A 19,147-nucleotide genomic window follows, 5' to 3' on the forward strand; every position below is an offset into this window, starting at 1 on the left:
AAGAAAGCTAAAAGTGTAATTAAAATTTCTTCATTGTAAGCATGGGGAGAATTTTTCTACATATCCAAATAATCATTATTCCCCGGAAGATTGGTGATTTTGGAAATCGGGTAAATAAACATATCATCAAAGTCATTCAGCGCATTAATCAACTGAAAATGTGAGAATTCTTTGATATTTTGTAAAGTGATTTCTGTTTCTTTTATTTTCTTTTTCTTCAAGAGATGTTGTCTTTGAACGCCATTTAAAAGATAAGTTGACGGTGTAAACCAATCTTTCCCTTTTTGGAATAAAAGATTTGAAAATGAGGTGTCGGTAATGTGGTTATTCTTTACGATGATAATTTCTTCGGCTTTAGATTTTATCTTCATTTTCTCCAGCTCTTTGCGGTCTTCAAACTTAAAAGAATAGTCATAAATATTATTCTCAACCAATTGAAAATCCTGTATTTCCGGAATGGCGTAAGGAATCATTTGTGTTCTGAATTTTTTATCCAGATCATACGTCAACCTTAATTTGTACAAACCATCCTCATCATGATTCAGGTTTTTAAAAATTTTTTCCAAATCAATCGAACCTTCTTTCCCGAAATGGGCAAAAGTATCGTTGACACGTTTTTGGTGAAATTCCAGTAGGAATAACTCCTGATCTTCTACTTTAATGCTTTCAATGAATTGGTACATAGATTTTATTTTTCATTTCCTGATACTCGTCTTCTAATTTACTCATGTGCGTAATTCCGCCCCCACTTTTGAAATACAGATGATCACCTTCTTTTTCTATAAAACGAATCATCACGCAGCTGTCTAGATTTTCACCATCAAACCAGCCGCAAACTCCGGTGTAAAAACCTCTGTCGAAACCTTCTGCTTCAAGAATGATTTCTAAAGTTTTAGGTTTTGGAGCTCCTAAAATTGATCCTGCAGGCAAAAGTTTTTGCAAAATGCTGCCTACTCTTCCTTTAAATTCAGTTTTTAAATTTCCCGAAATTTCGGAACTCATCGCATACAAATCTTTCTGCTGAGTTTTCAAAAAATCAATATGCTGGAATTTGTCAACTTTTACATTATCTGCGACCATACTCAGATCATTTCTAAGCAAATCAACAACAGTATAATGTTCGGCTTTTTCTTTTTTATCATTCTTCAAAATTTCTGCAGCATTTTCCAAAGATGCGTCAATAGTACCTTTCATCGGATACGTGAAGATTTTATCACTGATTATTTTGACGAAAGTTTCAGGAGAAAAAAATACAAAAAAATCTTTATACAAGACCTTGTATTTTGCATGAGAATGATGAAAAATTTCTTCTAAACTTAAATTAGTTTCAATTTTTGTTTTTCGGGTATAGTTGGTAAGATAAGAATTTCCCAAGCGGATGTTTTTCTGAACGTGGTCGAAGCCTTTTTTAAAGCTTTCCAGTGATTCAGGATAAGTTTTCCAATCTGTTTTCTTATGTAATGCTTCCTGCTTTTCTGTATTTGAAAATGACTGAAAATCAATCAATAAACCCTTTTTTTGAATTTCATTTTCTGTGGAAATTTCTACTTTGTCAACGAGAAAATCAATCATAAAGAAAAAAGGAACCTTCTGAAGTGAAAGCTCATCCATTTCAATAAATTTTTGATGATTTGACGAAAACATTCCGCAAAAGTAGTTATTGATGTTTACTTTTGCACAAAATATTTTCAATGCAGGAGAAATATCCACAAAAACCGGGACTCGATTTTATCTTAAAGCAGGCTTTTTATTATTGGAACAGAACATTGCTCTATCAATTAATGTTTTCAATTGTTTACTTTTCTATTTTTTTAACTGTATTTTTTTATTTTTCGGAAAAATATGGAATTATTAATCAGTTTTTCGGAGCTGTATCAGATTATATGAAAGCTGGCCCGTCAGGAATGGACGAATATAAAAATAATATTGCGGTCATTATGGGAACCGAAGGTTTTCAGAATTTTTATCTTGGAATGGTTGCTGTACAGATTTTTTTATATCCTTTAAATTTAGGTTTTTTTCAAATTTTCAGAAAAATTGATTTAAAAGAGCCCATTGTTATGGGAGATTTATTTGCAGGGTACAACGGGCTTAATTTTTTCAGATATGTAAGTTATTTTATTTTCTGGTTTTTCTTGTATACTTTTATTGCTCAGACCATTATTCTTCCTATTGTTTGGGTAATGGTTACGCTGTTTGTAGCTCCGTTAATGTTCTTCCAGAATAAAACAATATTTGAAGGAATCGCTTTAAACTGGAAGGTTTTAAAACTTTACTTCATAGAAATTTTTGTTTGTACAATTGTTGCAGTTTTGTTCAAATACATTGGTTTTGCGTTATTTTTAGTAGGCGCTCTTTTTACTTTACCGTTCTGGAATGCAATAATTTATTCATTTTATAAAACTATTTTCAAAGAAGAAATTAAAATTTGAGAATGGTGATTGATTTGTTCTCGAAAAAAATTAAATTTGAGAAACATTAAAAATAAACACCATGTCTGAATTTAACGAATTTGACCAGCAAGGATCTGCTCCAAAGAGAGATACAGGATCTATTATATCGCACGCTTTTGAAATGTATAAAGGCGTTATTCTTTACGCTGTAGTAGCAATGATTATTTATTTTATTGGTGATTTTATCATTCAGTCAATTTCCGGATTCGGTTCTTGGACAAACTATGGCAATTTTAGAGACTTTGATGAGAGATTCATATAGAGAAATACTTTTAGATCGTCCCGGAGTAAGTTTATATTACTCATTTACAGGAATATTAACTATTCTCCTCTCACCATTATATGTAGGCTTAATTTATATTACCAATAAATTTAATACGAAAATTCCCATTGAGTTTTCTGATCTTTTTATCGGTTACCGTCAAAATCTTGGGAATATTCTTGTGTATAGTTTAATTACTAATATTTTGCTATTTGCAGCTACGATGTTATGCATTATACCTGTAGTTTTTGTTTATCCGTTGTTTTTATTAGGCTATCCTATTCTTTTATTTGAAAATGCCAATGCGATGGATGCATTGACTAAAACCTACAATATTGCTAAAGAAAACTATAGTGTATTTCTGTTAACAGGTATTTTGGGAGTCTTAATTAGTGCTGTCGGATTTCTATTATGTTGTATTGGTATAATTTTTAGTGCACCATTTATTTATATTGTTATGTACTCCATCTATTGTGCATACTTAGGAAAACCAAGACAAATAACTTACAAATAATGTCACACCACGAAAAACAAATTAGCGGAATTGTAATCAAACAGATTGCCCTACTTGCGATTATTTTAACTTTAGCTGCTTTAATTTGCTTTAATCTGGCGCTATTTTTACCCTCTCTTTTGGGAGCAATTACCATCTATGTAGTTTGCAGAAAGTATAACTTCTATCTGCAGGAAGAAAAAAAATGGAAACCTTGGATGGCATCTTTGGTGCTGATGCTGGCAAGTCTTGTAATTATCATTTTACCATTATACTTCATTGGTGATCTTCTTATTGAGAAGTTGGGAAACGCTAAAGCGTACATGGAAAAATTCAATGTGTTTATTGAAAAAATTCACACATTTGTATACAATAAAACAAAGTTTGATCTCCTGAATAAAGAAAATATGGCAAAGCTTAAAAACTTTGCCGGACAATTTTCTACAACTGCCCTTAGCGGAACTTTTAATACTCTGACAGTCATTATGTCGATGTATTTTATTCTTTATTTTATGTTTGAAAAGCCAAGATTGTTTGAACGGATACTTGCATCTGCAGCTCCGTTGAAAAGATCGAATGTTTCTTTAATCGGTGAGAAGATGCGTAAACTCATCATGGCAAACGCTATCGGAATTCCGGTAGTAGCTTTAGGACAAGGTATTGTAGCTCTGATTGGTTATTTTATCTTTGGTGCACCCAGTCCGATTCTGCTATTTGCTCTTACTGCAGTTGCATCGATGATTCCAATTGTTGGAGCGGCAATTATCTATGTGCCAATCTGTATATTTATGATTGCTGAAGGTCAAACCGGTCCCGGAATTGGCTTAGGAATTTACTGTTTGATCGTTGTGGGAATAACGGATAATTTGCTTCGTTTTACCTTACTTAAAAAACTGGAAAATATCCACCCGTTGAATACTGTTTTTGGAATCATTATGGGAATGAATTTATTCGGATTTATGGGGTTGATATTTGGCCCTATCTTTATATCTTTTACTCTTTTGCTTATTCAGGTATACAGAAATGAATTTTCTGATGATGACACGCCGGAACTAGAGCTTTCAAGTAAAGACAAAAATGAAGAATTGGAAACTAAAATTGATTTAATCGTTTAAAAATGGAGCAGGGAATAAATCCGGAAATTCTAAAAGAAATTTGTGTGGAAAAAATGCCTTTTGGTAAATATCAAAATACGATTCTGGCTGATTTGCCAATTAATTATCTGGAATGGTTTAATCGCCAGGGAATGCCGAAAGGAAAACTGGGAATGCAGCTTTCTACAGTTTACGAAATAAAACTAAATGGTTTGATGGATTTACTAACTCCTCTTCGTGGCGCCGGAAAAGCAGAATATCAAAAACCAAAGACAAAAGTTTATAAATTTTAAGGAGTAATTTTTGGACTAAAAATAATTTCGGCGGCACCTTTCGTGCCGCCGAAATTATTATATCATTATAATAATCAACCCTTTAATGCTGCAATTTCATCTCTCAACTGCGCAGCTTTTATAAAATCTAAATTCTTTGCGGCACCCTCCATCTCTTTTTGTTTCTGGAGAATCAGTTTTTCTACGTCTGCAGTAGCATAAGTTGCTTTTACATCGGCAACTTTTTGTAAAATCTGTTTTTGAGTATATTTTTCATCCGGAAAATCCTTACTTCGTCCCACTAGATTTTCAGAAATCTTTTTATTTAAAGCAGTAGGAACTTTTCCGTGTTCCAAATTATATGCAATCTGTTTTTCACGACGATATTCAGTCTCATCAATAGTTGACTGCATTGATTTGGTGATTTTATCGGCATACAAAATTGCTCTTCCATTGAGGTTTCTAGCGGCACGACCAACAGTCTGGATCATAGATCTTCTGCTTCTCAGCATTCCTTCTTTATCGGCATCAAGAATAGCTACAAGGGAAACTTCAGGTAAATCTAAACCTTCTCTCAATAGATTAACTCCAATTAAAACATCAAAAATTCCTAAGCGCAGATCCTGCATGATCTGAATACGTTCCAAAGTTTCCACGTCAGAGTGAATATATCTGGTTCTGATTCCGAATTTTGTGAAATATTTAGTCAGTTCTTCCGCCATTTTTTTAGTCAGAGTGGTCACCAAAACTCTTTCATCAATTTCAGCTCTTTTTCTGATCTCTTCCATTAAATCATCAATCTGATTTAAAGAAGGGCGCACTTCGATAATTGGATCTAAAAGCCCGGTCGGACGGATGATCTGCTCAATATATTCGCCACCTGTTTTCTCCAGCTCATAATCTGCCGGTGTTGCAGAAACATAAATTACCTGATTTTGAATTCCTTCAAACTCTTCAAATTTTAAAGGACGGTTATCCATTGCTGCAGGAAGCCGGAAGCCGTATTCCACCAAAGCCTCTTTACGACTTCTGTCACCACCATACATGGCGTGAACTTGCGGAATGGTAACATGGCTTTCATCAATGACCATCAGATAATCTCTTGGGAAATAATCCAAAAGACAGAAAGGTCTGGATCCCGGCAATCTTCCGTCAAGATAACGAGAATAGTTTTCGATTCCTGAGCAATAGCCGAGTTCTTTAATCATCTCAAGATCGAGCTCTGTTCTTTCCTGAAGTCTTTTTGATTCTAAAGGTTTTCCGATTTCAGAGAAAAAGTCAACCTGCTTTACCATGTCATCCTGAATGTTTCTTATCGCTCCGTTCAAAGTTTCTTTGGAAGTAACAAAAAGGTTCGCAGGATAAATTTGAATCTGCTCAAAATTAGCCGTTGTATTTCCGGAAACAGGATCAAAACTTTGGATTTTCTCAATCTCATCGCCGAAAAACTGTACTCGTACTCCATTATCTGCGTAGGCAGGGAAGATGTCGATGACATCACCTTTTACCCGGAACGTTCCTCGTTGAAAGTCCGCCAATGTTCTGGAATACAAAGCATTAACTAATGAATGAAGAAGTGCTGTTCTCGTGGTCTTCTCGCCAATTTGAAGGGAAATTAATGATTTGTGAAACTCAGCAGGATTTCCTACACCGTAAATACATGATACTGAGGCTACAATCAATACATCACGTCGACCTGAAAGCAAACTTGCAATCGCCGAAAGACGCAGTTTTTCTACTTCTTCGTTGATGCTCAGATCTTTCTCAATATAGGTTCCTGAACTAGCAATATATGCTTCAGGTTGATAATAGTCGTAGTAACTTACAAAATATTCTACAGCATTTTCCGGAAAAAATTCTTTAAACTCCATAAAAAGCTGAGCTGCCAAAGTCTTATTGTGCGCTAAAACCAACGTTGGTTTTTGGGTATTGTGAACAACATTGGCAACGGTAAATGTTTTACCAGAACCCGTCACACCGAGTAAAGTCTGTATTTCTCACCGATTTCAATACCTTCAGTCAGTTTTTCAATTGCTGTAGGTTGATCTCCGGTTGGTTTATAATCTGATTGAAGCTTGAATTGCATTGAACAAATTTAGTAAATAAAAAAGAGTCCGAAATGACTCATTAAATATAATTATTATGTTTTTTGATAATTGGTAAATGTCATGCTGAGAGGAGTATTACACTCTTTTTCAACAGGATTTCTATCCCTTTCTGCGGATTTCCAAGTTACATTTTATTTGCTGCTTTGTAAAGCTTCCTTGTTAAAAGCTTCTTTTTCGCCAGAAGTTCTAATGTTATTTACTTTACCGTTTTTATCAACTTTGAGTAAAATAACAGATTTTAATGTTCAGCAATTTTTATGGCATTATTTTTACTCTTGTGTACAAAACCACTTTAAATATTAATTATGAACAAACTACTGTTACCTATTTTATTAGCCTCGGCAACAAGCCTCGTTTCGTGTCAGGGAAAAGGAAAGCCAAGCGAACCATCTGCAAAGGTAGAAAAACCCAACACCAACTATAAACCAGCTTTTGAAGGACAGACAAGAATTGCAACAGTAAAGACAGCCACGCCATACAATGTGGAAGTTTTAAACAAAGATTTAGGGAAACCTTGGGGAATCATTAATTTACCAGACGGACGGTTTTTAATTACAGAAAAATCAGGTTTCATCAACGTTGTTTCTGCGGACGGAAAGGAAATTTCAAAAATTGAGGGTTTTCCTAAAGTTGACGATAAAGGTCAAGGCGGAATGCTTGATGTTTCCTTAGATCCGGATTTTAAAACCAATAACATGATCTTTTTTGTTTTTTCTGAACCTTTCGGGGAAGGAAATCTAACCTCTGTTGCCAAAGGAAAACTATCTGCAGATCTGAAAAACATTTCTGATGTAAAAGTAATCTTCCGTGCAACCCCTTCTTACAATGGTGACAAACATTACGGAAGTCGTCTGCAATTTGATAAAGACGGAAATTTATTTGTGAGTACAGGAGAAAGATCCGACAAAGAAACCCGGGTCTACGCTCAGAAAACGGATAATTATTTAGGTAAAATTTTAAAAATAACCAAAGACGGAAAACCCGCTCCCGGAAATCCGTTTATGGGAAAAGACGGGTATAAACCTGAAATCTATGCATTTGGAATCAGAAGTCCGCAAGGTTTGGCTTTAGACGAAAAAGGTCAGCTTTGGGATATTGAAATGGGACCAAGAGGCGGAGACGAAATCAACCTGATTCAATCTGGAAAAAATTACGGTTGGGGAGACGTAACATACGGAATTGAATATTCCGGAGAAAAAATCAATAATGGAACGACGCAAAAAGAAGGAACCGAACAGCCCGTTTATTATTGGGATCCTGTAGTTTCACCAAGTGGCGTTACTTTCTATACCGGAAATATTGCTGAATGGAAAAATAATTTATTCATAGCCTGCCTGAGCGGACAACACATTAACAGAATTGTGATGAAAGATAACAAAGTGGTGGGTGAAGAACGTTTGCTTTTAGACCAAAAAGAAAGATTCAGAGATGTTCTGAACGGATCTGATGGAAATCTGTACGGAATTACCGATAGCGGTAAGCTATATAAAGTTTCTAAAAAATAACAGACTCTAAAACAAATAAAAAATGCCTGAAAGATTTTCAGGCATTTCTGTTTTAAAAACTTTTGATTATTCGATCTAGACCTTCTGACAAGATTTCCTGTGAAGTAGAAAAGCAGATTCTCACATGACCTTCCGCACCCTTTCCGAACCATCGTTCAGATCCGGGAACAATCGCAACTTTTCCTTTCTGCAAAACGTGTTGGGCAAATGCGTCACTTGACATTCCGTTTTCAATTTTAGGGAAGATTACAAAGGTTGCCTGCGGAAGATTAGGAGTTAAAATCCCAGAATTACTTAGTGTCTTATAAGCTAAATCTCTGTTATTCTGAAGATGTACCAAGAATTCATCAAACCACGGTTTTGCTCTGTCAATCGCTACACTGGCGGCAATTTGTGACAAAGTAGAAACACCTTCAATTGTTGAATTGAATTGAGATTTTTCTGTAAAATCATCCAATATTTGCTGATCATTGCATAAAACCGCACCAATTCTTAACCCTGCAATTCCAAATGATTTTGAAAAACCAAATACGGTAAAGCTCTTCTTTTTGGCTTCTTCAGAAACAGAAGAATAGGTATTAAATTCCCTCTTATCGTACACAATATCACTCCAGATCTCATCGCTCATCACCCAAAGATCATGTGCCGCAGCAATTTCGGAGATTTTCTTTAAAATTTCTTTTGAGTAAATACGTCCCACAGGATTGTGAGGATTACAAATGCTAATTAATTTAGTTTTGGGACCGATTAAAGAAACCAATGTTTCAAAATCAATATCTCCTGTTTGAGAATCTACCGGACATAATTTCAGAACCCCACTAACTGCATCAACTGTTTTCTTAAATAAAAAATCAACCGGATCAAAAATGATGGCTTCATCTCCGGGGTTCAAAACATATTTGGCAACCATGTACATTCCCATTGCAGCACTGTTAACAGCAAGTACATTTTCCGGTAAAAAATTTCCGTTTTTCCCAATATTAAAATGTTCGGCAACGCTTTTCTTAAATTCAGGCAGACCGGAAAATGGCCCGTAACTCAAATATCCGTCTTTGATATACTCAATAATCCCCTGTTCGATTTCTGTAGACATTCTGAAATCCGGATCAGCTGCCGTTAAAGGAATAATTCCGTCTTCTAACGTTGCCCATCTTCCGTTGTAGGCCTTTTTTTTGAGAGCCTCAAAATTTATATCAGTATTATTAAACATATTATTTGTAAGATATTGGTAATGTGTCTTTTGGTTGTTGATCTAATGGTAACAGGAATTGATCCAGCAATGTTCTGCCGTTTCTGATGTGCGTTTCAATTTCCGGTTTTCTTTCCTGCTCGTAGCTTTCAAAAGTTTCCTGAAGGTTTTTTTTCTCCAACAAAAGCTGTGTAAGAATATAAGAGTCTTTCAGTGCAGACGTAACGCCCTGACTGGTAAAAGGAATCAAAGGATGTGCTGCGTCTCCCAGAAATGCAATGTTGTTATGATAAAAAGGATTGAGTTTTTCCAATTCATATACTCTCCAAATATGCGCGTTTTCGTAACTGGAACCTTTGATAATTGAAGTAACCAGCGGATTCCAGTTTCCAAAATGATCGAGCATAAACTGCTTGATTTCTTCCGGACTGTCGCTTTCCTTGATGACATATTTAAAGGTATCAAACTGGCAATACCATAAGATTTTGGTGGGAGACAATTTCAAAACTCCAAAAGTCAAACCGCCATCCTCATGATGAAATTTCAGAAAATCGCTCTCTATCTGAGCGGCAATCTCTTCGTTTTCAATGATATTTACAACCTCATTTTCTCTTACCGCTTTCATTTCTTCATTCTCGAAAATGGCTCTTCTTATTCTGCTTTCGGGATCCATCTGATGCAATCACAATATCCGATTGTAAAGAAGTTCCGTCTTCAAACTGCATTTCTGCATTTCCTTCATTAAATCCAATTAAATTTAATGTTTTGTTGTAAGAAATTTTATCTGCCGGAAGATGTTTACTTAGGACATCGATCAATGTGCTTCTCGAAATCACAAAAACATTATCCAAATCTTTTTCAGAAATAATGTTGCCGTTGTGACAATAATGAATGTATTTTTTTAAGAAACTTCCTTTTGTATAAAGCTCTTCGATATCAAGAATCTGAGATAGATATTCAATACCTTCTTTTGGTAAAATAAAACCATGACCTTTGAGATCATCTTTTGTTCTTCGCTCGTAGAGATGGTAATCAATATTATTTTTTTCTAAATAATTGGCCAAACTCAATCCCGAAACGCCGGCTCCTATAATTGCAACTGTGCTCATTTTAATTAGGATTTGAGTTTAATAGCCAAAGATCACCATTCTTGATTTTCTTGCGCTCCAGTTTATTTTCGTTGCTCAGGTTTAATAAAAACTCCTGTGATTTTTCAAAAGAAATATTAGAAAGCACAGCAAATTCCTGAGTGGTAAGCGTAGGATAAACTGCAAATAAATTTTGCCATTCTTTAGAATATTCGTTTCTCTTGGCTTCCGGATCAATCTTTTTTACTCTCTTCTCAAAATCTTCATAAGGTTTAAAACCATAGAGAATATCAAGCATCTCGTCATCTTTTACAAAAATCAAAGTAGGAAAACCTCTTACACCCAGTTGCCTTCCCAAATCAAGATCTTTTTTGAATTCTATTTGTGCAGTAGATTCGTAATCTTCTTTCCATTTTGCAACATCCAGTTGAGCCAAACCAGCTGCTTTTTCTAAATGTTCGGTTTTAGTGATATTTAATTTATCTAAAAAAACCATTTCACGGATGATTCTTAAAAACACAACTGCCTTCTTTTTATCCTGCATCTGTGCAGCTTTAAAAGCAATTGACGGAGGATAAGATGAATTCAGAGGATCTTCAACCCAAACATCACCATCGATAGGCATTTTGTAATGCGGACTAACCTCTTCCCAATGTCCCGCAACATCGCTTGGTTTACTGATTCCGCCGGAATTGTAGATATCCCAAGACGGTAGAAGACCGCCCATACGATAATCAATATCAATTGCCTGTCCGTATTCTAATTTTAATTTTCTCAATTGAGGTTCAATTCCCCAACATGATGAGCAGATTGGATCTGTATAATAAATGATTGTTATTTTGTCTGTCTTAAGGTCGTTTAGCTGAGCAGAAGATGTCTCAGCAGCTGGTGTTTCTAAAATTTCGCATACACCTTTTTCGTAGTCACAGTTTAGAAGAGGATTATTATTCATTTTATTAGAATTTATTAGATTAAAAAATAGAGTTAGAAATGTAACGAGTGTGATATCCAAAGCACAAGATTTTTGGTTTTTGTAATAATTTAAGCAAGTATAAAAGTAATAATAACAAGAACGTTATTATGAAAGAATATTATTCCGGTGCCTTAAATACGTTGTCGTCAGAATGGAATCCTGCCACACCGCCGCTTACCGCAAATTTCATTGCCGTTGCAGCCGTCATTCCCACTACTGGTTTGATGTTTTTTTCTTCGGTTACGATGACCCAGCCGGAAATTGCATATGAATGCGGAAGATAAACGGCTACAAAATTGTGCTTATGCACATCTGCCATTTCTTTTTGAGTAAGAAATCCTATTCTCCAGATCTCCGGATTTTCGTTGGTTTTTACCCAAACGGGATCGCTGAATTTTTTCTTATCACCCACAAACGAAGACATCACGTCTTTTGTAGGCGAATAAATATGTTTGATACCGGGAGTTCTTTCTAAAATTCTGTCTATTGCATCTACAAAAAATCTTCCTACAACGAATTTATTTCCCAAATATCCCAATAATGCCGTCACCAGAATTGTAGAAACGAAAACAAGCCCCGGAATTTGTCTGGCCACAGAAGGAATGATATTGTCGACGGATGAAATCACATACCATATCACAAAAATCGTCAATCCGATAGGACCGATGATCAATAATCCCTGAAAGAAATTTTTCAGAAAAAAATTGGTGATATTTTCAAAAGTAAGTTTTTTCAATTGATCTTTTTAGCCGTGTATGGTTTCTTTGTTTCCGTAAGATTGTATGATTTTAGCTTCATATTCCAGCCATTCTTCCCAACGTTTATTCACTTGATCAGGATCGCCAAGTTCTCTTGCAAAACCGATAAATGTTGTATAATGGTTGGCTTCAGAAATCATCAGCTCTTTATAAAATATTTTTAATTCTTCGTCTTTTATATTCTCTGTTAAAACTTTAAATCTCTCACAGCTTCTTGCCTCAATCATTGCTGCAAAAAGCATTTTGTCGACAATTAAAGTATCTCTGTGACCTCCTTTTTGAATAAAATTGACCAGCTCATTGACATAATCATCTTTTCTGGTACGTCCAAATGTGTAACCCCTTTTTTTGATGATCTCCAGAACCTGCCCAAAATGTTGTAATTCTTCCTGAGCAATTGCCAAAAGTTCTGTCACGATATCAGGACGTTCTGGAAGCATCGTAATCAACCCGATGGCATTGGTAGCAGCTTTTTGCTCGCACCAGGCGTGGTCGGTCAAAATTTCCTGAATGTTATCTTCTGCAATATTTGCCCACCTTGGGTCGGTAGGAAGTTTCAACTTAAACATGATGTAAAAATTTTGGTAAATTTAATTAATAAAATTTACATTCATATCAAGCTATATTTTTTAAACGTTTTTTTCACTTTCAAAATTTATGGCACAGAGTTGGTTTAAGATATTTTAACATTAAAATATATACTATGGAAATTAAATCAATCGCAAAAAAAATGCAAAACTTTGCATTAGCCATGATGACTTTATTATTTAGCATTGTTGCATCTGCACAAGAAGCCGTAACAGATTCTAAAGTAAGCACATCTACAACAACTACCACTACCGAAGAATGGTACACCAACCCTACTTACATCATTATCGGGGCAATTTTATTTATTGTTCTGGTAGCAGTACTGGTAAGAGGAGGACGTACCAGAAGAGACTAGATTAAAACATTAAGAAAAACCGCTCAGAATTACTGGGCGGTTTTTTTACGCAAAATTTCCAAAATATCCCATCCAAAAGCATCGGTTTTCTTCAAACCTGTTGCGATGATAAAGGCTAAAATGACGTTGATGATGTAAATAAAAACCATCAAAACCCACCAAGGCATTAATTCTTTCATCGGAACAACAAGAAAATAAACCAAAGACGAGCTGATTCCCTGTCCGAAATAAAAGAAGATAGCATTTTTACCAATATGTGTAACGAAATTTTCTTTTGTGATTTTCAATCTGTTGTAGAGCACAAATAAAGTGGTTAATGAAAATAAAGTCCAGATTATATATGGTGTTTGCGGTGGGAATTTTTGTTTATTGATTTTGAAAAATATTTCATTTCCAAAATGCCAGAACATCCAAGCCAGAGCTACAGCCACCAATCCGTAAAGCACAGGAATTACCCTGGTCTGGGATTTTTTTTCCACGCATTCTGTTTCCGATAAGAAAAACAGCCATATAAAAAGCTACGTAACCTACCTGTCCGGTTGGATAATATTCCGGGAAAATATTAAACAGTAAAGTTAAAGCAATACAGATTCCTATAAACCAATTTACGTGCTTCGGGAAAAATCTTAAAATTAAAACCCCAAAAACAGTGAGAATAAAATAGACCTTAAGATACCAGAAACTTCCCATCACAACCGGAAAAGTATCTGCATTACTATATTCATGAAGATACCAATTTCCAAGGTTTTGCCATTGCGGAGCTGTGGAAATACTTGTTGCTGAATATTTTGACCCGAAAGTTGAATAAAAACTCTGCAACCATTCGAGTGAGAAAAAGGTGAGTCCGAAAATTTTAAATAAATAATCTAAAAAGAACAGAAGCGTCACAAAAATCATGTACGTTATCTGCAGTTTTAAAAGGCGGTAAAGTGTTTTTTCGATGTTAGCTCCTGATGTTATTCCGCTTAAAGCATAAAAAAGTGCAACATCAAAAACCAGGGAAAACACACGTAATTCCGGAATGATGTAAAACTGCCCCGACCAAAATGCCGTATGAATAAATATAATGGAAAGCGTTGCCAGGCCTTTCGCAAAATCAATGTAGAGATCTCTGTTCATTTTTAATTGGTAATTCCTGTGTGATTTTTTTAAGCTGATCATATTCAAAAAAATATAAACTTCCTTCCCATTTTGGTTTCTCTTTTCTATCAATCCCCCGTAATTCATTTTCGAATAACCGATGATATCTTACAGAGTACCATGAATTGTAAGAATCGTTATCAATTGAAAATAAAGGTTCGGTAAAAACTTCAGACCGCTGTTCTGTTGTTTTCTGAAGATGGGAGTAACCTTCCATCACAAGAAAAAGTTTGTAATTGTTTTCTTTTGCAAACCGTTCATAATTTGACATTGGAAGACAGTATTGTGATGTGCAGCCATTTGTAAAAATATAAACTATAGATTTTGGATATTTTTTCAACTCTTCTCTGAGCTGGCTTCCATTTATTTTATAAACCTGCTGTGAATTTGTTTCATCAAAATTCTTCAGAGGAACAATGGTCTGCTTTTCCTCATCTGAAAGTTTCTTGTAATCGTTTGTCAATCCGTAGACCGTACATGATGTAAGTGATATACAAAACAGAATGCTTAAAATTATTTTCATTGGAAGTTTTTTTTCAAAAATACGATTAATTCCTAAGAATTTTTTTCATCAATCGTTGCTAAATTTGTGATCTGATTTTGGTTAAACAAAAAATACGAAAAAAATTGATATTTGCATTAGTTAATTTGAATATAATCAGTATATTTGCACCTCGAATTAACTAAAAATTTATAGACAATGTTTGCAATTGTAGAAATAGCAGGGCTTCAATATAAAGTTGAGCAAGACCAGAAGTTGTTTGTGAACCGTTTGAAAGGAGATAAAGGAGGAAAAGTATCTTTCGATAAAATTCTTCTTACTGTAAACGGAGCAATCACTGTAGGCGCCCCAGCTGTAAGCGGTATCACTGTAGAGGCAGAGATCCTTGACCACGTAAAAGCTGATAAAGTAATCATCTTCAAAAAGAAAAGAAGAAAAGGTTATGAAGTAAAGAACGGTCACAGACAATCTTTAACTCAAATTCAAATCACTGGTATTACAGGATTTGACAGTAAAAAAGCAGAGAAGCCTGCTAAAAAAACAACTAAAAAAGCTGACGCTGAAAGCGCAGAATAATTGTTAAACCAAAAAACCTTAAAATAAAATGGCACACAAGAAAGGAGTTGGTAGTTCCAAAAACGGTAGAGAATCTCATTCTAAAAGATTAGGTGTGAAGATTTTCGGTGGACAAGAAGCTATTGCTGGTAATATCATTATCAGACAAAGAGGCACTCAACATCACCCAGGTAACAATGTGGGTATGGGTAAAGATCACACTTTGCACGCACTTGTTGACGGTAAAGTAGTTTTCAGAAAGAAAGCAAACAACAGATCTTACGTATCTATTGAGCCGAACGCATAATTAATTTTAGCGTTTTATAAAATAAAATCCTCAGCATATTTGTTGAGGATTTTTTGTGCTTAATTATTTAGTCAAATGACTACTATTTTTCTTCAAGTTAATTAAAAACAGAATTTCGAAAATTCCTAATGTCCACCAAACGGGAAATTTTAGGATTAAATATAAAAGATTAAACCCATCGATGACTTTAAATTTATAATGTATATTATGTAGTTCTATCTCATTCGAAATATATAAGAATGAAAAACAATATAAAAATAAAGACTTTGAAAATTGCATCCTGTCTTATTTTAACCCTTTTAGTTGAAATAAAATAATTGAATAATATTATTAGAGATAAAAATAAGATGTCATAATAAGTAAAACATGTGAAAGGCTCCGCCAGCTCATTAAAGAAATACATACTGAGTATTAAAACCCAAACTGAAACCCTGCCTTAATTCCAAACTTAGAAGCATCCGGACGGTCAAGATAATTTCCTCTCCAGTTGAAATCTACACGGAAAATTCTGATGTTCCCGAAACCTATATTTTCAATACCAAATCCGTATTCGTAATATATCTGCTCGTTTGGTGCAGAATATTTTAAATTTTCTACGTTGATATTTTTAGAAGCGTCACTCAAAGATCCGTAAGCGCCTCTAATGAACGCAACCTCTCTCAACTTCAATTTCTTAATGAGAGGAATAAAAGAAAGAATTTTCCCGTTGAAATGGTGTTCTACGTGAAGTGTAGAATACGTGTCGGCAACAAATTCATAATAATTCAACTGTGCAAACGTATTAGCAACAATTCCGTACGATTGGTTTCCCGGAATAACATTTTGCAAAGCCAAAGGAACGGTATCAAAGTTTTTTCCGGCTTCAAAATTCAGCAACGTTTTTCCCCAGCTTCCTAAAAGAATCGGTTTATAAAACATAAACTGCAATTTATTATAATTAAAATCTGCATTAAATAAACCTTCAATGCCTCTCGTATATTTCAGCACAATCGTTGATGCTAAAGTTCCGTGCTCATAACGGTCAACTCCGGTTTGAGAAAACTTCGCTCCCGGTCTTGCAATTAAGCTGATCGTAACGTGAGAATCATTCGTTGTTTTTCTCAGATCACCATTTCTGTAATACATCAGGCTAAAGCCTGAAGGATTGGCAGATTTAATACTTTGCAGAGTTCCGTCAACTCTTACCTGAAAGTTTTTCCAGGGCTCTATCGAAGTGAAAACACTTGTCTGATTAACCGAACTTAAAGATGCATTCTCTCCTCTTGCAAAAACGGTAGAAGAAGCAAATGAGCGCGACATAATACCGTCTTCTGTGGTCAATTGTACGCCAAGTTGGGTAATATCTCTTTTTGTTCCTGCTCCAATCATAAAACGGTTAACTCTATTGAACATATAACGACCTTCAACACCGTATTTGAATTGCTGGTCTTTAAAACCATAAGCATTATAAAACTGAATTCTCCAAGGATCATTCTGTCCGAAATAAGTTCTTGCGCCCAGTCGTATTCTGTCGCCTTCTACATCATTTTTTCCATAAATAGAGAATATCGGTCCTATATCGATTCCTTTTGTAATATTATAATATTGGGAATCAAGTGTTTCGTAAATCTTTACTATTCGGTTAAATTTTGGGGTTTGCTGAAGTTTATCCAGCATTTCATAAACTCCTTTCTCACTTTTCGATAAAGAATCGGGTCTTGCCGCAATCCAGTATGCATCATCTTTGTCGATAAACCTATCATCATATTCTTCCTCTTTTCTTGTGAAAACAGAATTATCCAAAGGCTTATTAAACTCATATTCTGAGTAGTCTACAGATCTCTTTGCTACAATACCTTTTGACGTTTTTTTCTTCGAGAATGGGGTTAATTCAATTTCTGTGACAATTTTTTTAGGTAAAAAAGTTTCTTCATCAGGATTGTCGTATTCCAGTTCTGTTGAAATAGCATTGATGAAGTTGACGTTGATTTTATTAGTCGATTTTAAAGTGGCTCCCAAAACTGCATATGAGTCTGTATCTATATAGAGATCTCCCTGAAAAGCCAATACTTCAGTTCTTCTTGGCTGGTAACGTATTTTGTAAGCACTTTCTCCTCGAATTGATATGGTATCCACCAAATTATAATCATAGGTGCTAAAGCCGTCTGTTCCTACCGGACTGGGAAATCCGATGTCGAAATAATTCAATGTGTTATCATAAATATTGATATCACGGTAAAGATTTTTTGCTGTAACTGCCAATATTTTATTATCCTGAAATCCTGAAGTTTTTTGGGCAATCAAAAGTTTTTTGGTTTTTTTCCCAGGCTTATTTTCACCAAAATTGGTATATACAGACTCATTCAAAAATACGGGAAGAGCCATTTTTCCTCTTGCGGTAGAGTCGGCATAATCAAAGATAAAATCTAATTTATTAAAGATTTTCCTATTCATGAACGCACTGTCTAGATTGTTGGCATCAAACTGAATTTTCTCGTATTCTTTATACGTGTAGGTGTCAAATTTATCAAGACCATTATTTCTTTTACGCTTCCAAACCTCCTGCATGATTCGGTATGCCGGATTTTCTTTTTTGTTTTTGTATTTTGTTTTCTCGTTGTGAATCACTACTTCTTCAATGCTGCTTACTTTTTCGGAAGATAGTTTAACGATAAGATTGGTGCTTTTATCAGCAGTAATTTCTACACTTTCCAGAGCATAATTTTTTTTCTGAAATTTAAGCTTGTAAATAATACTGTCTGACTGCACGCTGAAACTTCCTGAAGTAGTGGTAAGTATTGGTGTATTATTATCGTTGATAAAGACTTCAACAGCGCTGATCTCTTTATTGGTTTTTTCGTCTACAATCTTTCCGCTAGCCGTGTTTTGAGCATGAAAAAGGCTGGTTACAAATATGGAAATATATAGGAGGCTATGTTTAAATTGATTGTTTAACATCATTCGTATCTTCGAGCATTTTGTTTAAACAAAAACTGTGCTGTTTTATTGTTAAAATTTAAAAGTTTTCTAAAGACTTTTGCCTTTATTTATAAAAATGCAAATGTAACAAAAATAAAGCTATCAATATTGCGCCCAGAGAATGCTTGCGGTAGATATTTCACAAAATCTCAGAACGTATACCTTTAAGTGATATAAACAAAAAAGACCTACATTTCTGTAAGTCTTTTTGCTCCTCCTCTTGGGCTCGAACCAAGGACCCTCTGATTAACAGTCAGATGCTCTAACCAACTGAGCTAAGGAGGAATTTCCCTCTTTTAAGGTGGTGCAAATATAATATGAAAAATAATATCAAGCAAATAATTTTTAATGAAAATCATCCATAACGTGCTATCAGATTATTTTTCAGGAATTTAAATTTTAAAATAAATAGATGTAAAACATACAAAAACCAAAAAAGACCTACATTTCTGTAAGTCTTTTTTGCTCCTCCTCTTGGGCTCGAACCAAGGACCCTCTGATTAACAGTCAGATGCTCTAACCAACTGAGCTAAGGAGGAATGTCCCT

The 19,147-nt window shown here is 34.8% G+C and carries 19 protein-coding genes, 2 tRNA genes and 2 pseudogenes; 9 read left to right on the forward strand and 14 right to left on the reverse strand.

The annotated features are described in order from the left end of the window. Positions 1-56: 56 nt before the first annotated feature. Both ACZZ9T_RS03540 and ACZZ9T_RS03545 read right to left on the reverse strand, forming a co-directional pair. Positions 57-683: an aminotransferase class IV gene (locus ACZZ9T_RS03540; protein ID WP_463440946.1), complete on the reverse strand. Its 627-nt coding sequence runs from the start codon at positions 681-683 to the stop codon at positions 57-59. Beyond that, positions 667-1,644, reverse strand: coding sequence for an aminodeoxychorismate synthase component I (locus tag ACZZ9T_RS03545; protein WP_463442976.1), 978 nt, complete (start codon positions 1,642-1,644; stop codon positions 667-669). Before ACZZ9T_RS03545 ends, ACZZ9T_RS03540 begins: the two co-directional genes overlap by 17 nt. A gap of 47 nt (positions 1,645-1,691) precedes the next feature. On the opposite strand from ACZZ9T_RS03545, the gene ACZZ9T_RS03550 reads away from it, so the two are divergent. From ACZZ9T_RS03550 to ACZZ9T_RS03570, 5 genes are all read left to right on the forward strand, one after another. Beyond that, positions 1,692-2,432: a hypothetical protein gene (locus ACZZ9T_RS03550; protein ID WP_463440947.1), complete on the forward strand. Its 741-nt coding sequence runs from the start codon at positions 1,692-1,694 to the stop codon at positions 2,430-2,432. A gap of 61 nt (positions 2,433-2,493) precedes the next feature. Beyond that, entirely contained in the window at positions 2,494-2,715 is a 222-nt protein-coding gene (locus tag ACZZ9T_RS03555) for a hypothetical protein (RefSeq protein WP_463440948.1), read from the forward strand. Further along, positions 2,678-3,229, forward strand: coding sequence for a hypothetical protein (locus tag ACZZ9T_RS03560; RefSeq protein WP_463440949.1), 552 nt, complete (start codon positions 2,678-2,680; stop codon positions 3,227-3,229). Before ACZZ9T_RS03555 ends, ACZZ9T_RS03560 begins: the two co-directional genes overlap by 38 nt. Next, the gene (locus tag ACZZ9T_RS03565; protein ID WP_463440950.1) at positions 3,229-4,323 is read left to right on the forward strand and encodes an AI-2E family transporter; all 1,095 of its coding nucleotides are present in this window, start codon (positions 3,229-3,231) and stop codon (positions 4,321-4,323) included. Before ACZZ9T_RS03560 ends, ACZZ9T_RS03565 begins: the two co-directional genes overlap by 1 nt. Positions 4,324-4,337: 14 nt before the next feature. After that, positions 4,338-4,595 carry a DUF3820 family protein gene (locus ACZZ9T_RS03570; RefSeq protein ID WP_463442977.1) on the forward strand — a complete coding sequence of 86 codons (258 nt, stop codon included), beginning with the start codon at positions 4,338-4,340 and terminating at the stop codon, positions 4,593-4,595. 74 nt (positions 4,596-4,669) lie between these two features. Here ACZZ9T_RS03570 and uvrB read toward each other — a convergent pair. Then, positions 4,670-6,660: pseudogene (gene uvrB / locus ACZZ9T_RS03575) on the reverse strand (excinuclease ABC subunit UvrB). 327 nt (positions 6,661-6,987) lie between these two features. Between uvrB and ACZZ9T_RS03580 the strand changes: the two are divergent. Beyond that, entirely contained in the window at positions 6,988-8,187 is a 1,200-nt protein-coding gene (locus ACZZ9T_RS03580; protein WP_463440951.1) for a PQQ-dependent sugar dehydrogenase, read from the forward strand. A gap of 52 nt (positions 8,188-8,239) precedes the next feature. Here the strand turns inward: ACZZ9T_RS03580 and ACZZ9T_RS03585 are convergent, their stop codons facing one another. The 6 genes from ACZZ9T_RS03585 to ACZZ9T_RS03610 all read right to left on the reverse strand — a co-directional run bounded on the left by ACZZ9T_RS03585 (position 8,240) and on the right by ACZZ9T_RS03610 (position 12,764). After that, on the reverse strand, positions 8,240-9,397 hold the full coding sequence (locus tag ACZZ9T_RS03585; RefSeq protein ID WP_463440952.1) for a pyridoxal phosphate-dependent aminotransferase: 1,158 nt from the start codon (positions 9,395-9,397) through the stop codon (positions 8,240-8,242). A gap of 1 nt (position 9,398) precedes the next feature. Beyond that, entirely contained in the window at positions 9,399-10,049 is a 651-nt protein-coding gene (locus ACZZ9T_RS03590) for an FAD-dependent oxidoreductase (RefSeq protein ID WP_463440953.1), read from the reverse strand. Continuing rightward, positions 10,006-10,485: an FAD-dependent monooxygenase gene (locus tag ACZZ9T_RS03595; RefSeq protein WP_463440954.1), complete on the reverse strand. Its 480-nt coding sequence runs from the start codon at positions 10,483-10,485 to the stop codon at positions 10,006-10,008. The genes ACZZ9T_RS03590 and ACZZ9T_RS03595 overlap by 44 nt, the downstream gene beginning before the upstream one ends. Position 10,486: 1 nt before the next feature. Then, positions 10,487-11,416 (reverse strand): DsbA family protein, encoded by a 930-nt coding sequence (locus ACZZ9T_RS03600; RefSeq protein ID WP_463440955.1) that lies wholly within the window; start codon positions 11,414-11,416, stop codon positions 10,487-10,489. Positions 11,417-11,555: 139 nt separating this feature from the next. After that, on the reverse strand, positions 11,556-12,173 hold the full coding sequence (locus ACZZ9T_RS03605) for a DUF502 domain-containing protein (protein ID WP_463430019.1): 618 nt from the start codon (positions 12,171-12,173) through the stop codon (positions 11,556-11,558). A 9-nt stretch (positions 12,174-12,182) separates the two neighbouring features. Then, positions 12,183-12,764, reverse strand: coding sequence for a MiaE family protein (locus tag ACZZ9T_RS03610; protein WP_463440956.1), 582 nt, complete (start codon positions 12,762-12,764; stop codon positions 12,183-12,185). A 134-nt stretch (positions 12,765-12,898) separates the two neighbouring features. On the opposite strand from ACZZ9T_RS03610, the gene ACZZ9T_RS03615 reads away from it, so the two are divergent. Then, positions 12,899-13,138 (forward strand): hypothetical protein, encoded by a 240-nt coding sequence (locus ACZZ9T_RS03615; protein ID WP_463430021.1) that lies wholly within the window; start codon positions 12,899-12,901, stop codon positions 13,136-13,138. Positions 13,139-13,167: 29 nt separating this feature from the next. Here the strand turns inward: ACZZ9T_RS03615 and ACZZ9T_RS03620 are convergent. Beyond that, a pseudogene (locus ACZZ9T_RS03620) lies at positions 13,168-14,257 on the reverse strand (acyltransferase family protein). Beyond that, positions 14,235-14,801, reverse strand: coding sequence for a hypothetical protein (locus tag ACZZ9T_RS03625; RefSeq protein WP_463440957.1), 567 nt, complete (start codon positions 14,799-14,801; stop codon positions 14,235-14,237). The pseudogene ACZZ9T_RS03620 and the gene ACZZ9T_RS03625 overlap by 23 nt, the downstream one beginning before the upstream one ends. A 177-nt stretch (positions 14,802-14,978) precedes the next feature. Here ACZZ9T_RS03625 and rplU point away from each other — a divergent pair, with 177 nt between their 5' ends. Both rplU and rpmA read left to right on the forward strand, forming a co-directional pair. Further along, positions 14,979-15,356 carry a 50S ribosomal protein L21 gene (gene rplU, locus ACZZ9T_RS03630; protein WP_463430024.1) on the forward strand — a complete coding sequence of 126 codons (378 nt, stop codon included), beginning with the start codon at positions 14,979-14,981 and terminating at the stop codon, positions 15,354-15,356. 28 nt (positions 15,357-15,384) lie between these two features. Beyond that, complete coding sequence (gene rpmA, locus ACZZ9T_RS03635; protein WP_162087950.1) at positions 15,385-15,642, forward strand: 50S ribosomal protein L27; 258 nt, start codon at positions 15,385-15,387, stop codon at positions 15,640-15,642. Positions 15,643-16,053: 411 nt separating this feature from the next. Here rpmA and ACZZ9T_RS03640 read toward each other — a convergent pair whose 3' ends face one another. The 3 genes from ACZZ9T_RS03640 to ACZZ9T_RS03650 all read right to left on the reverse strand — a co-directional run bounded on the left by ACZZ9T_RS03640 (position 16,054) and on the right by ACZZ9T_RS03650 (position 19,139). After that, positions 16,054-18,582, reverse strand: a complete 2,529-nt coding sequence (locus tag ACZZ9T_RS03640) for a DUF5686 family protein (protein ID WP_463440958.1) — start codon at positions 18,580-18,582, stop codon at positions 16,054-16,056. A gap of 229 nt (positions 18,583-18,811) precedes the next feature. Beyond that, positions 18,812-18,885: transfer RNA gene (locus tag ACZZ9T_RS03645), tRNA-Asn, on the reverse strand. 180 nt (positions 18,886-19,065) lie between these two features. Further along, positions 19,066-19,139, reverse strand: a tRNA-Asn gene (locus ACZZ9T_RS03650). Positions 19,140-19,147: the final 8 nt, after the last annotated feature.

Source organism: Chryseobacterium sp. AC417 (genome assembly GCF_979258215.1).

What these genes read in the sequence shown, in the direction of transcription:
- ACZZ9T_RS03565 (WP_463440950.1), top strand. Translation starts at nt 3,229, where the DNA reads ATGTCACACCACGAAAAACAAATTAGCGGAATTGTAATCAAACAGATT.
- ACZZ9T_RS03585 (WP_463440952.1), bottom strand. Translation starts at nt 9,397, where the DNA reads ATGTTTAATAATACTGATATAAATTTTGAGGCTCTCAAAAAAAAGGCC.
- ACZZ9T_RS03615 (WP_463430021.1), top strand. Translation starts at nt 12,899, where the DNA reads ATGGAAATTAAATCAATCGCAAAAAAAATGCAAAACTTTGCATTAGCC.
- ACZZ9T_RS03560 (WP_463440949.1), top strand. Translation starts at nt 2,678, where the DNA reads ATGGCAATTTTAGAGACTTTGATGAGAGATTCATATAGAGAAATACTT.
- ACZZ9T_RS03625 (WP_463440957.1), bottom strand. Translation starts at nt 14,801, where the DNA reads ATGAAAATAATTTTAAGCATTCTGTTTTGTATATCACTTACATCATGT.
- ACZZ9T_RS03640 (WP_463440958.1), bottom strand. Translation starts at nt 18,582, where the DNA reads ATGATGTTAAACAATCAATTTAAACATAGCCTCCTATATATTTCCATA.
- ACZZ9T_RS03595 (WP_463440954.1), bottom strand. Translation starts at nt 10,485, where the DNA reads ATGAGCACAGTTGCAATTATAGGAGCCGGCGTTTCGGGATTGAGTTTG.
- ACZZ9T_RS03610 (WP_463440956.1), bottom strand. Translation starts at nt 12,764, where the DNA reads ATGTTTAAGTTGAAACTTCCTACCGACCCAAGGTGGGCAAATATTGCA.
- ACZZ9T_RS03590 (WP_463440953.1), bottom strand. Translation starts at nt 10,049, where the DNA reads ATGGATCCCGAAAGCAGAATAAGAAGAGCCATTTTCGAGAATGAAGAA.
- ACZZ9T_RS03580 (WP_463440951.1), top strand. Translation starts at nt 6,988, where the DNA reads ATGAACAAACTACTGTTACCTATTTTATTAGCCTCGGCAACAAGCCTC.
- ACZZ9T_RS03540 (WP_463440946.1), bottom strand. Translation starts at nt 683, where the DNA reads ATGTACCAATTCATTGAAAGCATTAAAGTAGAAGATCAGGAGTTATTC.
- rpmA (WP_162087950.1), top strand. Translation starts at nt 15,385, where the DNA reads ATGGCACACAAGAAAGGAGTTGGTAGTTCCAAAAACGGTAGAGAATCT.
- ACZZ9T_RS03555 (WP_463440948.1), top strand. Translation starts at nt 2,494, where the DNA reads ATGTCTGAATTTAACGAATTTGACCAGCAAGGATCTGCTCCAAAGAGA.
- ACZZ9T_RS03600 (WP_463440955.1), bottom strand. Translation starts at nt 11,416, where the DNA reads ATGAATAATAATCCTCTTCTAAACTGTGACTACGAAAAAGGTGTATGC.
- ACZZ9T_RS03545 (WP_463442976.1), bottom strand. Translation starts at nt 1,644, where the DNA reads ATGTTTTCGTCAAATCATCAAAAATTTATTGAAATGGATGAGCTTTCA.
- ACZZ9T_RS03550 (WP_463440947.1), top strand. Translation starts at nt 1,692, where the DNA reads ATGCAGGAGAAATATCCACAAAAACCGGGACTCGATTTTATCTTAAAG.
- rplU (WP_463430024.1), top strand. Translation starts at nt 14,979, where the DNA reads ATGTTTGCAATTGTAGAAATAGCAGGGCTTCAATATAAAGTTGAGCAA.